We start from the raw sequence: 14,620 nt of genomic DNA on the forward strand, positions 1-14,620 counted from the left end.
ATGCTTGCACTTTACGTAAACGTAAATACATTCAGGGCCACAACCCATGGCGCTGGCGTAGCGCCGAAACGGCCCCCACGGAGAGGGAATGAGCATGGAAGCCTATATTTACGACGCCGTCAGGACGCCCCGTGGCCGGGGCAAGGCCGACGGGTCGCTGCATGAAATCACCCCGATCCAGCTGGCGACGCAGGTGCTGGAAGCCGTGCGCGACCGCAGCCAGATCGACACGGCGGATGTGGACGACGTCATTCTGGGCTGCGTCAGCCCCGTCGGCGAACAGGGCTCAGACATTGCCCGCGTCGCCGTGCTGAACGCCGATTACGCGCAGACCGTGCCGGGCGTGCAGATCAACCGCTTCTGCGCTTCGGGTCTGGAGGCGGTGAACATGGCCGCCGCAAAGGTCTATTCGGGCGAAGCCATGTTCGCGATCGGCGGCGGCGTCGAATCGATGAGCCGCGTGCCGATGGCGTCGGACGGCGGCGCCTGGGCAATGGACCCGGCGGTCGCCTACAAGACCTATTTCGCGCCGCAGGGCATTGGCGCGGACGTCATCGCCACCAAGTTCGGCATCAGCCGCGACGATGTCGACGCCTATGCCGTGGAAAGCCAGAAGCGCGCCAAGCAGGCATGGGACGAAGGCCGCTTCAAGAAGTCGATCGTGCCGGTGAAGGATGTGATCGGCGGCATCGTGCTGGACCATGACGAACATATGCGCCCCGATGCGACGATGCAGTCGCTGGGCGCCCTGAAGCCCAGCTTCACCGCCTTGGGCGAGGACATGCCGGGCTTCGACACCGTCGCCCTGCTCCGCTACCCGGAACTGGAGAAGGTCAATCATGTCCACCATGCCGGCAACAGCAGCGGCATCGTGGATGGCGCGGCCGCCGTGCTGGTCGGCAACAAGGATATGGGCGAGAAATATGGCCTGAAACCCCGCGCGAAGATCAGGGCGATGGCGTCGATCGGGTCGGAACCGCTGATCATGCTGACCGGGCCGGAATTTGTTGCGGGCAAGCTGCTCGCCCGCGCCGGGATGAGCGCCGCCGACATCGACCTGTGGGAACTGAACGAAGCCTTCGCATCTGTCGTGCTGCGCTACATGCAGGCGATGGACCTCGACCATGACAAGATCAACGTGAATGGCGGCGCGATCGCCATGGGCCATCCGCTGGGCGCGACCGGCGCGATGGTGCTGGGCACGGCGCTCGACGAACTGGAGCGATCGGGCAAGGGCACTGCGCTCATCAACCTGTGCGTGGGCGCGGGCATGGGCACCGGCATCATCATCGAGCGTATCTGAGACAAGAATAAACACCGTTCGGCCCTTCGACATTCGAACGAGACAAGTGGCTCGTTCGAACAGGGCGAACGGATTTGAGAGGTAGCACTATTATGCAGACCATCGCATTCGACATTGACGCCGACGGCATCGCCACCCTGACGATCGACGTTCCGGGTCAGTCGATGAACGTCATCGGCCCGGATTTCTTGGCCGATCTGGATGCAGCGATCACGCGCATCGCGTCGGAAGAGGGCATCAAGGGCGCGGTCATCGCGTCGGGCAAGGACAGCGGCTTCATGGCCGGCATGGACCTCAAATTTTTCGGGTCGATGCTGGCGAGCGAGGGCGAAGGACGCCCTGCTCCGGCAGCGATCTTCGACAAGCTGTTCATGCTCAACGCCCTGTTCCGTCGTCTGGAAACCAACGGCAAGCCGATCGCCTGCGCCATTGAAGGCACCTGCGTCGGCGGCGGCTTTGAACTGGCGCTGGCCTGCCATCGCCGTTTCGTGGGCGACAGCCCCAAGACGCAGCTGGGCCTGCCGGAAATCCTGATCGGCCTGTTCCCCGGCGGGGGTGGATCGCAGCGCCTGCCCCGCATCATCGGCGTGCAGGCGTCGCTGATGTACATGTTGCAGGGCAAGCTGTTCCGCCCGGCCGAAGCGGCCATGCTGAAGGTGGTGGACGGCGTGGTGCCGCAAGGCACGGCGGTTGCGGCGGCGAAGGAATGGGTGAAGGCCAATCCGACCGCCAGCACCCAGCCCTGGGATGTGAAGGGCTTCAAGGTGCCAGGTGGCGCTGGCGGCTTCAACCCCGCCTTCGCCCAGACCATGATCGGCGCGCTGCCGATGACGCTGAAGCAGACCCAGGGCAACATGAACGCGCCCATCGCCCTGCTGTCCGCCGTCTATGAAGGCATCACTTTGCCGATGGATCGCGCGATCCGGATCGAGAGCAAATATTTCGCCAAGGTCGCCGCCGATCCGCAGGCGTCGAACATGATCCGCACCCTGTTCGTCAACAAGCAGGCGGCAGAGCGCGGCGCGCGCCGCCCCAAGCATCAGCCCAAGGCGCCGACGACCAAGCTCGCCATGCTGGGCGCGGGCATGATGGGCGCGGGCATCGCCACCGTCGCGGCGCAGGCGGGGATCGAGGTCGTGCTGTTCGACCGCGATCTGGCCTATGCGGAAAAGGGCAAGGCGCATGTCGAAGCGGTGCTCAAGAAGCGTTTGGGCAAGGGCATGACGCCCGAAAAGCTGGCAGCCACCCTGGCCCGCGTGACGCCGACCACCGATTATGCCGCGCTGGCCGGGGCCGACTTCGTGATCGAGGCGGTGTTCGAGGATGTCGCCATCAAGGCGGAAGTGACCAAGCAGGTCGAAGCAGTGCTGGGCGCGGACACCATCTTCGGCTCCAACACCTCCACCCTGCCGATCACCAAGCTGGCCAATGCGTGGAGCAAGCCCGAGAATTTCATCGGCGTCCATTTCTTCTCGCCGGTGGAAAAAATGCCGCTGGTCGAGATCATCCTGGGTGAGAAGACGGGGCCTGCCGCCATCGCCAAGGCGCTGGATTTCGTGGCGCAGATCAAGAAAACGCCGATTGTCGTACATGACAGCCGCGGCTTCTACACCTCGCGCAGCTTTGGCACCTATGTGCAGGAAGGCACGGAAATGGTCGGCGAAGGCGTCAATCCGGCGCTCATTGAAAATGCCGGCAAGCAGTTGGGCATGCCGACCGGCCCGCTCGCCGTCAGCGACGAAGTGTCGATCGAACTGGGCGTCAAGATCATGACGGCGGCGAAGAAGGAACTGGGCGACGCCTATATACCCCAGGCTTCGGACGACGTTATGATGAAGATGGTCGATGCCGGGCGTCTGGGCCGCAAGAATGGCAAGGGCTGGTATGACTATCCCGAAGACGCGAAGAAGCATCTGTCGCCCGTGCTGACCGAAATGTTCCCGCACGCCGACGACCAGCCCGATGTGGAGGCGGTGAAGGAGCGGCTGCTCTATCGCCAGCTGATCGAATGCGCCCGCTGTTTCGAAGAAGGCGTGCTGGAAACGCCGGAAGATGGCGACATCGGCGCGATCTTCGGCTGGGGCTTTGCGCCCTATACCGGCGGGCCGTTCAGCCATATGGACACGGTCGGCATCGCCCATGTCGTCGCCGTGCTGGATCGGCTGGCGGCGGCCCACGGCCCCCGCTTCGCCCCCACCCAGCAACTGCGCGACATGGCGGCCAGCGGCGGCAGCTTCTACCGCCCGGCCCCATCCCGCGCTGCGGCATGATTAGACTGTAAATCGTAACCTCTCTGGTCTAGGTCTCCCTGCATATCCACGGGGAGACCTTTTTCTTATGCAGGATAAGCCTACGGTATTGGTGACGGGCGGCGCCGGCTATATTGGCAGCCATGCGGTTCTGGCGCTGAAAGACGCCGGCTATGGCGTGGTGGTGATCGACAATCTGGTCACGGGCTTTGCCTGGGCAGTGCCGCAGGACGTTCCTTTCGTGCAGGGCGACATCGCCGATCAGCCGCTGGTGCAGGCGACGCTGCGCGACCATGATGTCAAGGCGATCATGCATTTCGCCGGTTCGGTCGTGGTGCCGGAATCGGTCGAAAACCCGTTGAAATATTATCATAATAATAGCGCGAAGACGCGCGACCTGATCGAAAGCGCGGTGGCCGTTGGCGTGCCGCACTTCATCTTCTCCTCCACCGCCGCCACCTATGGCATACCGGAGGAAAGCCCGGTCCGCGAAACCACGCCGCAGCGACCGATCAACCCCTATGGCATGTCGAAGCTGATGACCGAGCATATGCTGCGCGATGTGGCGGCGGCGCATGCGATGAATTTCTGCGCGCTGCGCTATTTCAACGTCGCGGGCGCAGACCCGGAAGGCCGCACCGGCCAGTCGACGGCGGGCGCCACCCATCTGATCAAGGTGGCGGTCGAAGCGGCGCTGGGCAAGCGGAGCCATGTCAGCGTGTTCGGCACCGATTTCGATACGCCCGACGGTACGGGTGTGCGCGACTATATCCATGTCAGCGATCTGGCCGCCGCCCATGTGCTGGCGCTGGAAGGGCTGATGGCGAAACCCGACCAGAATTACCTGCTCAATTGCGGCTATGGCCGGGGTTTTTCCGTGCTGGAAGTGCTGGACGCGGTCGATCGCGTGACCAACATGACGATCGAACGCAAGCTGGAGGGCCGCCGCGCCGGCGACCCCGATGCGCTGATTTCGGACAATCGCGCGATCATGGCGGAATTTCCGTGGGAGCCGCGCTATGCCGACCTGACCCAGATCGTCACCCATGCTCTGGCCTGGGAACGCAAGCTGGGCGATATTCAGGGCGCATGAGCGAAGCGAGCGTCCGCGCCTTCCTGGCCGAGCATGCGCCCGATGTGACGATCATCGATCAGGGGCTGAGCACGGCCACGGTGGCGGAAGCGGCGCAGGCGCTGGGCGTGGAACCGGCGCGCATCGCCAAGACGCTGTCGCTGCGCGCGGGCGAAACGGTGGTTCTGGTCTGCGCGCGGGGCGACGCCCGGCTGCACAATGCCAAGGCGAAGGCCGCGCTGGGCGCCAAGCCGCGCATGCTGGGCGGGCATGAGGTGGAGGAACTGACCGGCCATCCGGTCGGCGGCGTTTGCCCCTTTGGCCTGTCCACGCCCCTGCCTGTCTATTGCGACGTGTCGCTCAAGGATTTCGCCACCGTCTTTCCGGCGGCGGGATCGCGGACCACATCGGTCGAACTGACGCCAGACCGCCTCGCCGCCCTGACCGGCGCGCGCTGGGTGGATATTTGCACATTGCCTCAAGAGGTTTCCTGACATGCCGACCCACCATCTGTTTACCACCGGAGGCGAGGCTGCGGCGGACATCGCCGCGCGCATCGCCGCGATCCTGGCCGACGCGATCGCCGCGCGCGGAGTGGCGAGCATCGCAGTTTCGGGCGGCCGATCGCCGCGCCCGGTGCTGGAGGCGCTGAGCGGCGTCGACCTCGACTGGGGCAAGGTCGTGGTGACTTTGGTGGACGAACGCTGGGTCGCGCCCGACAGCCCCGACAGCAATGAACGGCTGGTGCGCGAGACATTGTTGCAGGGCGCTGCGGCCGCAGCGCGCTTCGTGCCGATGAAGAATGACGCGGCCGACGCCTATGCCGGGCAGAGCGCGGTGGAGGCGGCCTTCGCACAGCTGCCATGGCCGCTCGACATCATCCTGCTGGGCATGGGCGATGACGGACATACCGCCTCCCTCTTTCCCGAGGGGACGGAACTGGCCGAAGGGCTGGTGAGCAAGGCGCTGACCATCGCGGCGACGCCGCCGGTTGCGCCCCATCAGCGTATGTCGCTGACCGCGCATGGGATTTTGCAGAGCCGGCACATCTTCCTTCAGATCAGCGGCGCGGGCAAGAAGGCCGTCTATGATCGTGCGCTGGCGGGCGGCGCGGTCGAGGAACTGCCGATCCGGCTGGCGCTGTTGCAGGATGCCGTGCCGGTCGAGGTGTGGATCGCGGAAGGCTGACACCCAACCTCCGTTCGTTTCGAGCGTGTCGAGAAACGGGAAAGCTGCGTCAGGCGTTTCTCGACTGCGCTCGAAACAAACGGAGGGAAAGCTTTTAGGTCTTCGGCTTGTGGTCCGAAATCAAATAGCGCCACACGCCCACGACATTGATGATCAGCATGGCGACATTCTGCCAGCCTATGCCTTCGCTGTCCTTGTCGAGGAACCCCCAGCCGATCAGCGCGATCGAACTGGTGACGAACAGCACGAACGCCCATCCCGTCACCCGGCGGCCCAGGTTGAGCGACACGATCAGCGCCGCGAGCGCCGCCGCCCCCGCGCCATAATATTGCAAAGCAGTGAGCAGCATCGGGTCCATGCCGGTGGAAACGCGGCGGCCATGGACATGGTTGCCCCGGCATAATAGGCACGCCTCCATGGTTGCCACTATCGATCCCTTCCACGCCATCGCCATCAGCCGCGAAGCCCATGCCCTCGAAGCCGCGGGCCGATCCATCCTGCACATGGAGTTCGGCCAGCCGTCAACCGGCGCGCCCGCCGAAGCGATCGCAGTGGCGCATCAGGTGCTGGACACCGACCCGATGGGCTATTGGGAAAGCCCTGCCCTCAAGGAACGAATCGCGCGCCATTATGGCGAGCGGCACGGGGTTGCGGTCGACCCCGAACAGATCATCCTGACCTGCGGCGCGTCGCCGGGGCTGGTGCTGGCGCTCACCTGCCTATTCCGGCCCGGCGCGCGCGTCGCCACGGCGCGGCCGGGCTATGTCGCCTATCGCAACAATTTGAAGGCGCTCTATCTGGAGCCGGTGGAGGTGCCCTGCGGCCCGGCCGAGCGCTATCAGATCAGCGCCGATGCGCTGGCCGCGATCGATCCCGCGCCTGCCAAAGCCCCTGATGGCCTGATCCTCGCCAGCCCGGCCAATCCCACCGGCACGATCATTCCGGCGGACGAACTGGCGCGGATCGCAAAGGTCTGCGCCGAACGCGGCATCCGCATCATTTCCGATGAAATCTATCATGGACTGAGCTTTGGCGAGCCGGCGCATTCGATGCTGGAATATGCGCCCGACGCGATCGTGGTGAACAGCTTCTCCAAATATTACAGCATGGCCGGCTGGCGGCTGGGCTGGATCGTGGTGCCGGCCGACCTGATCGGCGTGGCGCGCGCGCGGATGGGCAATCTGTTCCTGACGCCGCCGGTGCTGGCGCAGCGCGCGGGGCTGACCGCGTTCGACTGCACCGACGAACTGGAGGGGCATGTCGAGGGCTATCGCCGCAACCGGCAATTGCTGCTGGACGCGCTGCCCGCGCTGGGGCTGGCGCAGATCGCCCCGCCCGACGGCGCTTTCTATATCTATGCCGACATCAGCCATCTGACCAATGACAGCCTCAGCTTCTGCCAGAGACTGCTGCGCGAAACCGGCGTGGCGACCGCGCCCGGGATCGATTTCGATCCTGTGGACGGCCACCGCTTCATCCGCTTCAGCTTCGCCGTCTCCACCGACCGGGTCGAAGACGCCATCGCGCGGATGGTGCCATGGTTTCAGGCGCAGGGCGGGCGATAAGGCGCGGCAAAGGCCGGGGTGACGGATGTTATCAGCGCACCGTGCGCTTATAGAGATGCACCAGCCATAGGCCGGTCAGGACGGCGACGGTTATCAGGCGCGGCGGCAGCTTCTCCAGCGCATGCGGCACGCTCCAGAACAGCGCGTCGCCCACGGTGATGATGGTCAGGAAAAGCAGGCCGAACAGCAGCGGCGGCAATATGTGGCGGACCTTCATGAGCCGGCCATAGCAGGCCCGCAGCCAGTTCGCGACACGCGATGCGACCAAAGGGCCGAACGGCCGCCCGATCTTTTGCGAGGATAGCCAAGCGGGCGGATGCCCGCGCCGGCGCCTGAGGCTGCAAATAATGGTGCGGGTGGTCGGAATCGAACCGACACTCCTTGCGGAACCGGATTTTGAGTCCGGCGCGTCTACCAGTTTCACCACACCCGCACGGTGCACGATGAGGGCGGTGATTCCGCTATTCATCGGGTGGAGCCGCCAAATGGCAAAATCCGCGGCGGGCGTCCAGCCGAAAATCGGATCATTGCGCTTAACTTGTCCCGCCATGGTTGACAGCCAGCCGCCCGCGCCCCACATGCCGCCCGAAATGTTACATTATATCATAAAAGATGAGGCCGAATGAGCGGGATGGAATCGGAGCGCGCGAGCTGCGCGCCAAAGGCGTCGGAACGCTGGCTGGACGGCTTTGCCCTGTGCGCTTCTTCTCTCTGCACCCTGCATTGCCTGGGCCTGCCGCTGCTGTTCGCTCTGCTCCCTGCGCTGGCCAGCAGGATCGATCCGGGCGAATCCTTTCACCTGATCATGCTGGCGCTGGCGATCCCGACCAGCCTGTTCGCGCTGGCGCAGGGATGGCGGCGGCATGGCGGCACTTTGCCCATGGTTGCAGGTGTTGCCGGGCTGATCCTGATGGCCGTCGGGGCGCTGGCGGCGGATGGGGTTCTGGCCGAAACCCTATGGACCGTGTCGGGCAGCCTGTTGCTGGCGACCGGCCACATCCTCAACTGGCGCAGGGGGCTTAACGTCCCCCGATAACAAAAACCGGGAAAAATCCCCCGATCCGCGCCATGTTGTTGCGACGAACGGCCATCGACGATAGCCTTCTTGCGTAACGATCTGCGCTCGCTATAAGGGCGGCTTCGTGCAGACATAGACAATTTCATACCGGAGAAGGACCATCCTTTGACCGATCCGTCTGCTACGTTTCTGTTATTTGGCGCCACCGGGGATCTGGCGCGCCGGATGATCTTCCCTTCGCTCTACAATCTTCTGTCCGATGGCCTGTTGCCGGCCGACTTCCTGATCATCGGGTCCGCCCGATCGGAGATGAGCGACGAGGCGTTCCGCGCGGAGATCGACGCGGCGCTCCAGCAATTCCTGCCCGCTGACCGCTATGACGCGACGACCGCCGCAACCTTCGCCGGCATGATCCAGTATCAGCCGGTCGAGGCCGGCAATGCCGATCAGTTCGCGGCGCTGGCGGAGCGGATCGACGGCCGGCTGGAACGCGGCCTGTCCGTCTACCTCTCGACACCCCCGTCCCTGTTCGCGCCGACCGCGCAGGGATTGAGCGAGGCGGGCCTGATCACGCCGACAACGCGCATCGCGATGGAAAAGCCGATCGGCAAGGATCTGGCCTCTTCCAAACTGGTCAATGACGGCATCGGCCACCTGTTTGCCGAAGACCAGATTTTCCGCGTCGACCATTATCTGGGCAAGGAAACGGTCCAGAACCTGCTCGCCCTGCGGTTCGGCAACGTCATGTTCGAACCGCTGTGGAACGCCACCGCGATCGACCATGTGCAGATCACCGTGGGCGAAACGGTCGGGCTGGAAGGCCGCGTTTCCTATTATGACGGGGTCGGCGCGCTGCGCGACATGGTGCAGAATCACATGCTCCAGATCCTGTCGATCATCGCCATGGAGCCGCCCGCGCGCATGGACCCGACGGCGGTGCGCGATGAAAAGGTGAAGGCGCTGCGTTCGCTGCGCCCGATGACCGACGAAACGGTCAAGACCAACAGCGTGCGCGGCCAATATACGCCGGGCGCGGTCTGCGGCCAGATCGTCACCGGCTATGCCGACGAGCTGGGCCAGCCGTCCGACACCGAAACCTTCGTCGCGCTAAAGGCGCATATTGACAATTGGCGCTGGCAGGGCGTGCCCTTCTATCTGCGCACCGGCAAGCGGATGCCCGCGCGCCAGTCCGAAATCGTGATCCAGTTCAAGCCGGTACGGCACAGCATCTTTGGCCGCGACGGCCATGGATCGGGGCTGGAGCCGAACACCCTGGTCATCCGCCTCCAGCCGGAAGAATATATCCGCCTGCAAATCATGAGCAAAAGGCCGGGGCTGGAACGGCAGGTGAAGCTGGACGAGGTGACGCTGGACGTGTCGCTGACCGCCGCTTTCGCCGGGCAGCGCCGCCGCATCGCCTATGAACGGCTGATCCTGGACCTGCTGGCCGGGGACGCCACCTTGTTCGTGCGCCGCGACGAAGTGGAAGCGCAATGGACATGGATCGACAGCATTATCGACGGGTGGAAAGAGGCCAATGTGAAGCCCGCCGCCTATTCATCAGGGAACTGGGGTCCGTCTTCGGCCATTGCCCTTATCGAACGCGACGGAGCCAGCTGGCATGACTGACCTACATCCCGTAATCGCCAGAGTGACGGCGCGCATCGTGGAGCGCAGCGCGCCGCGCCGCCGCCACTATCTGGATCTGATCGAGCGCGGCCGCGAAGCCGGCACCAACCGCGCGCAGCTGTCCTGCGGCAATCTGGCCCATGGCTTTGCCGCCAGCGGCGAGGACAAGGCTGTCATCCGCACCGGCAGCGCGATGAACATGGGCATCATCACCGCCTATAACGACATGTTGTCGGCGCATCAGCCCTATGGCCGCTATCCCGACCAGATCAAGATCGCCGCGCGCGAAATTGGCTGCACCGCGCAGGTGGCGGGCGGCGTGCCCGCCATGTGCGACGGCGTGACGCAGGGACAGGCGGGCATGGACCTGTCGCTGTTCAGCCGCGACACCATTGCCCTGTCGACAGCCGTGTCGCTGAGCCATGCGATGTTCGAAGGCGCGCTGATGCTGGGCATTTGCGACAAGATCGTACCCGGCCTGCTGATCGGCGCGCTGCGCTTTGGCCATTTGCCGACCATCTTCGTGCCCGCAGGCCCGATGCCGTCGGGTCTGGCCAACAAGGAAAAGGTGCGCATCCGCCAGCTTTATGCCGAGGGCAAGGTGGGCAAGGACGAACTGCTGGAATCGGAGAGCGCCAGCTATCATGGCGCGGGCACCTGCACATTCTATGGCACGGCCAACAGCAACCAGATGATGATGGAGATGATGGGGCTGCACATGCCCGCCGCCTCCTTCGTGCATCCGGGCACAAAGCTGCGGCAGGAACTGACCCGCGCGGCGGTGCATCAGCTGGCGCGGATCGGTTGGGACGGAGACGATTACAGGCCGCTGGGCCATTGCGTCGATGAAAAGGCGATCGTGAACGCGATCATCGGCCTGATGGCGACGGGCGGCTCCACCAACCACGCCATCCATTTGCCCGCCATGGCGCGCGCGGCAGGCATCAGCATCGACTGGACCGACTTTGCCGAGATTTCGGACGTCGTGCCCTTGCTGGCGCGGGTCTATCCCAATGGATCGGGCGACGTGAATAATTTCCACGCCGCCGGCGGCATCAGCTATGTGATCAGCGAATTGCTGGGCGCGGGGCTGCTGCATGGCGACATCCTGACCGTCGCGCGGCAGGGGCTGGCCGATTATGGGCAGGAACCGGTGCTGGAGAATGATGCGCTGGTGTGGAAGGACGTGCCGGCGTCGCGCGACGAGGCAATCCTGCGCCCTGCATCCAACCCGTTCCAGGCCGATGGCGGCATGAAGCTGATGGAAGGCAACCTCGGCCGCTGCGTCATGAAGGTCAGCGCCGTCGACAAGGAACGCTGGACGATCGAGGCGCCTGCCGCCGTCTTCCACGATCAGGACGATGTGCTGCGCGCCTTCAAGGCCGGCGAACTGGAGCGTGACGTCGTGGTCGTCGTCCGTTTCCAGGGACCAAAGGCCAATGGCATGCCGGAACTGCACAAGCTGACCCCGGCGCTGGGCGTGCTGCAGGATCGCGGCTTCAAGGTCGCGCTGCTGACCGACGGCCGCATGTCGGGCGCATCCGGCAAGGTGCCGGCCGCTATCCATCTGTCGCCAGAGGCGCTCGGTGGTGGCGCGATCGGCAAGCTGCGCGATGGCGACATGGTGCGGGTCTGCGCGGAAACCGGCGCGGTCGACGCGCTGGTCGATGCGGCGACATGGGCCGCGCGGGACATTCCCGCCGCCCCGCCCCCGCCCTATGACACCGGCCGCGAACTGTTCGCCCTGTTCCGCCATCATAGCGATCTGGCCGAAGCCGGCGCATCGCCGATCCTGGCGGCGATGGAAAGCGAGCTTTAAACTTTCATCCGTCATGCCAGCGAAGGCTGGCATCTCAGGCGACAGGGCGCGCCCCAGCTCCCTGAGACCCCAGCTTTCGCTGGGGTGACGATAATAAGAATTGGATGCCCTGATGACCGACATCATCGCCGCCGACATTGGCGGAACCAATGCCCGCTTCGCCCGCGCCTCGCTGGACGAACGGGGCGTGCCGACGCTCGGCACCGTGCGCAAGTACAAGGTTGCCGACTATCCCAGCCTGCAAAGCTGCTGGGCCGCTTTTGCCGAGGATGAGAAGAAGGAGGGCAGCGGCGACCTGCCCCGCGCCGCCTCCATCGCCTTCGCCACCGCCATCGGGCGGGAGGTGATCAAGCTGACCAACAGCAATTGGGTGATCCGCGCCGATACGCTGGCGGCCGACATCAATGTCGACACCGTTCGCCTGGTCAATGATTTCGAGGCGGTGGCCCACGCCGTGTCGCGCCTGCCGGCGGAAAACCTGCCTTTGCTGTTCGGCGAGGACAGTCCCTTCCCCAGCGATGGCGGCGTGACCATCCTTGGCCCCGGCACGGGACTGGGCGTGGCGATGATCGCCTATGATCAAGGCCATCCCCATGTCATCGCGACCGAGGGCGGGCATCTGGACTTCGCCCCGCTTGACCCGACCGAGGAGAAGATCCTCTCCTATCTGCGCGACAAATTCCTGCGCGTGTCGACCGAGCGGATCGTGTCCGGGCCGGGCCTCAACTATATCTACAAGGCGCTGGCGACGATCGGCCATGATCGCGTCATCCTGATGGAAGACCCCGAATTGTGGCAGGCGGCGTTGGACGGCAGTGACGAGTTCGCCCGCCGCGCGCTGGAGCGTTTCTGCCTCTGCTATGGCTCCGTCGCGGGCGATCTGGCGCTGGCCCATGGCCCGCATGCGGTAGTGCTGGCCGGCGGCCTGACCCAGCGGATGCACGACTTTTTGAAGCAGAGCGGGTTCCACACCCGCTTCAAGGCGAAGGGCCGGTTCGAAAGCCTGATGGCGACCGTGCCGATCCGCTGCGCCATCCATGATGAAATCGGGCTGTTCGGCGCTGCCGCAGCTTATAGGGAGAAGTGATGATGAGCCTGACCGTAGAACAGGTGATGGAACTGGCGCCGGTAATTCCGGTGCTGGTGGTGGACCGGGTCGAAGATGCGCTGCCGATCGCGCAGGCGCTGGTGGCCGGTGGCCTGCCCGCGCTGGAAGTGACGCTGCGCACCCCCGCCGCGCTGGACGTGATCCGCGAAATGGCGAAGGTCGAAGGTGCCGTGGTGGGCGCCGGCACCGTGCTCAACCCCGCGCAGCTTGATGCAGCAATGGAGGCGGGCGCGCGCTTCATCGTCAGCCCCGGCCTCACCGAACCGCTGGGCAAGGCGGCGATCGCGGCCAACATCCCCTTCCTGCCCGGCACCGCCGCGGCGGGCGACATCATGCGCGGCATGGACATGGGGCTTAGCCATTTCAAATTCTTCCCGGCCGAAACGTCTGGCGGCCTGCCGGCATTGAAGGCGCTGGCCGCGCCGCTGCACACCGCCCGCTTCTGCCCCACCGGCGGCATCACGCCGCAGAGCGCACCCGAATGGCTGGCCCAGCCCTTCATCAAATGCGTCGGCGGCAGCTGGGTCGTGCCCAAGGGACCGATCGACCCGGCGAAGATCGAGGCGCTGGCCCGCGAAGCCGCCGCCCTGCCGCGTTGAACTGAGTCTATCCGTTCGTTTCGAGCGAAGTCGAGAAACGGGAAGCGCAGTTCTGGCCGCTTCTCGACTTCGCTCGAAGCGAACGGAGATAGTATGACGCAACCAGAGCGTTGACGCGGTTGCGTCCGCCTTCGCCTCCACCTAGATGATAGTCATGACTCCGCGCCGCCTTCTTGCCGCTCTGGCCCTGTTCCTGTCCGGTTGCGCCGGGTCGCCGCAAAATTATCCGTCGCTGGCCAAGCGGCCGATCGAAAGCGCGCCGGTCGCCGAAGTCGCGCCGCCTCCTGCCCCCGCCCCGGCTGACACAGGTTTGTCGGCAGAGATCGCCCGCCATGTGGCGCAGGCGGACAAGGGCGCTGCCGGGTTTGACGCCGCCTCTGACAAGGCCGACAAGGCCGTGCGCGCGGCATCGGGATCGGCGGTTTCGAGCGACGCCTGGGTCGCCGCACAGGTCGCGATCAGCGCGCTGGAAACCGCCCGCAACGACAGCGTCTCGGCCCTCGCCAGCCTCGACACCCTCTATGTCGAACGCATCAACGCCATATCCGACGGCAAGGCGCGCGGCGGCCTGGAAGACATAGACGCCGCCCGCAGCGCGGCGCTGGCACTGGTCGACCAGCAGAATGATCGCATCGACGCGATGAAGGCGCGCCTGCCGCAGCCTTAACGGGTGGTTGACCGGATGATACCAAGATATTTGATGGTCGATGGCATGGCTTCGGGAACGGGTGTCAGAGATGCTGTTGCAGGCGGATACCTGACTTTGACGACGCTTCCACTAACTCCGTCGCTGCTGGCCGACATCGAACAATGGCGGAGCCATTACCGCAAAGCCCACCATGTAGGCTTTATCGACAATCAGGTTGTCACGCTTTTGGATGCTGACGGGTTGGAACTCGCTGAGCGATTGGCATCCGAGTTACCCGGAACAAAGGTAGGTTATTTTTCTGACGCGCGCGCCAAAGTGATCCAGCATCCAATTTGACGGCTGACCACCAATATCCGTCACCCCAGCGCAGGCTGGGGTCGCATGAGATGGCGCGCTACCTCGCTTGAGATCCCAGCCTTCG

General features: G+C 64.7%; 15 protein-coding genes and 1 tRNA gene. 13 read left to right on the top strand and 3 right to left on the bottom strand.

The window, feature by feature from the left end; all coding sequences use genetic code 11:
* The first annotated feature begins 94 nt into the window (after positions 1–94).
* The 5 genes from ACFOKF_RS12295 to pgl all read left to right on the top strand — a co-directional run bounded on the left by ACFOKF_RS12295 (position 95) and on the right by pgl (position 5,812).
* Positions 95–1,303: an acetyl-CoA C-acetyltransferase gene (locus ACFOKF_RS12295; RefSeq protein ID WP_380797773.1), complete on the top strand. Its 1,209-nt coding sequence runs from the start codon at positions 95–97 to the stop codon at positions 1,301–1,303.
* A gap of 92 nt (positions 1,304–1,395) precedes the next feature.
* Entirely contained in the window at positions 1,396–3,573 is a 2,178-nt protein-coding gene (locus tag ACFOKF_RS12300) for a 3-hydroxyacyl-CoA dehydrogenase NAD-binding domain-containing protein (RefSeq protein ID WP_380795963.1), read from the top strand.
* 67 nt (positions 3,574–3,640) lie between these two features.
* Positions 3,641–4,645 carry a UDP-glucose 4-epimerase GalE gene (gene galE, locus ACFOKF_RS12305; RefSeq protein WP_380795964.1) on the top strand — a complete coding sequence of 335 codons (1,005 nt, stop codon included), beginning with the start codon at positions 3,641–3,643 and terminating at the stop codon, positions 4,643–4,645.
* Entirely contained in the window at positions 4,642–5,118 is a 477-nt protein-coding gene (locus ACFOKF_RS12310) for a YbaK/EbsC family protein (protein WP_380795966.1), read from the top strand. Before galE ends, ACFOKF_RS12310 begins: the two co-directional genes overlap by 4 nt.
* 1 nt (position 5,119) lies before the next feature.
* Positions 5,120–5,812 (top strand): 6-phosphogluconolactonase, encoded by a 693-nt coding sequence (gene pgl, locus ACFOKF_RS12315; protein ID WP_380795968.1) that lies wholly within the window; start codon positions 5,120–5,122, stop codon positions 5,810–5,812.
* Between the two features lie 94 nt (positions 5,813–5,906).
* On the opposite strand, the gene ACFOKF_RS12320 is transcribed toward pgl, so the two are convergent.
* A complete protein-coding gene (locus ACFOKF_RS12320; protein WP_380797775.1) occupies positions 5,907–6,170 on the bottom strand; it encodes a hypothetical protein in 264 nt (87 codons plus the stop codon).
* Between the two features lie 58 nt (positions 6,171–6,228).
* Here ACFOKF_RS12320 and ACFOKF_RS12325 point away from each other — a divergent pair, with 58 nt between their 5' ends.
* Positions 6,229–7,377, top strand: coding sequence for a pyridoxal phosphate-dependent aminotransferase (locus ACFOKF_RS12325; protein WP_380795969.1), 1,149 nt, complete (start codon positions 6,229–6,231; stop codon positions 7,375–7,377).
* A gap of 31 nt (positions 7,378–7,408) precedes the next feature.
* Here ACFOKF_RS12325 and ACFOKF_RS12330 read toward each other — a convergent pair whose 3' ends face one another.
* Together ACFOKF_RS12330 and ACFOKF_RS12335 are read right to left on the bottom strand one after the other, a co-directional pair.
* Complete coding sequence (locus ACFOKF_RS12330) at positions 7,409–7,594, bottom strand: hypothetical protein (protein WP_380795970.1); 186 nt, start codon at positions 7,592–7,594, stop codon at positions 7,409–7,411.
* A 131-nt stretch (positions 7,595–7,725) separates the two neighbouring features.
* Positions 7,726–7,810, bottom strand: a tRNA-Leu gene (locus ACFOKF_RS12335).
* Between the two features lie 189 nt (positions 7,811–7,999).
* On the opposite strand from ACFOKF_RS12335, the gene ACFOKF_RS12340 reads away from it, so the two are divergent.
* From ACFOKF_RS12340 to ACFOKF_RS12370, 7 genes are all read left to right on the top strand, one after another.
* Complete coding sequence (locus ACFOKF_RS12340) at positions 8,000–8,413, top strand: MerC domain-containing protein (protein WP_380795972.1); 414 nt, start codon at positions 8,000–8,002, stop codon at positions 8,411–8,413.
* 147 nt (positions 8,414–8,560) lie between these two features.
* Positions 8,561–10,024, top strand: coding sequence for a glucose-6-phosphate dehydrogenase (gene zwf / locus ACFOKF_RS12345; protein WP_380795973.1), 1,464 nt, complete (start codon positions 8,561–8,563; stop codon positions 10,022–10,024).
* Positions 10,017–11,843, top strand: a complete 1,827-nt coding sequence (gene edd / locus ACFOKF_RS12350; RefSeq protein WP_380795974.1) for a phosphogluconate dehydratase — start codon at positions 10,017–10,019, stop codon at positions 11,841–11,843. Before zwf ends, edd begins: the two co-directional genes overlap by 8 nt.
* Positions 11,844–11,955: 112 nt before the next feature.
* Positions 11,956–12,930 (top strand): glucokinase, encoded by a 975-nt coding sequence (glk, locus tag ACFOKF_RS12355; protein ID WP_380795975.1) that lies wholly within the window; start codon positions 11,956–11,958, stop codon positions 12,928–12,930.
* A gap of 2 nt (positions 12,931–12,932) precedes the next feature.
* The gene (eda, locus tag ACFOKF_RS12360) at positions 12,933–13,550 is read left to right on the top strand and encodes a bifunctional 4-hydroxy-2-oxoglutarate aldolase/2-dehydro-3-deoxy-phosphogluconate aldolase (protein WP_380797776.1); all 618 of its coding nucleotides are present in this window, start codon (positions 12,933–12,935) and stop codon (positions 13,548–13,550) included.
* 154 nt (positions 13,551–13,704) lie between these two features.
* Complete coding sequence (locus tag ACFOKF_RS12365; protein WP_380795976.1) at positions 13,705–14,217, top strand: hypothetical protein; 513 nt, start codon at positions 13,705–13,707, stop codon at positions 14,215–14,217.
* A 33-nt stretch (positions 14,218–14,250) separates the two neighbouring features.
* On the top strand, positions 14,251–14,535 hold the full coding sequence (locus ACFOKF_RS12370) for a hypothetical protein (RefSeq protein WP_380795978.1): 285 nt from the start codon (positions 14,251–14,253) through the stop codon (positions 14,533–14,535).
* The last annotated feature ends 85 nt before the right edge of the window (positions 14,536–14,620 follow it).

Source organism: Sphingobium rhizovicinum (assembly GCF_042647625.1).
Taxonomy (GTDB): Bacteria; Pseudomonadota; Alphaproteobacteria; order Sphingomonadales; family Sphingomonadaceae; genus Sphingobium; species Sphingobium rhizovicinum.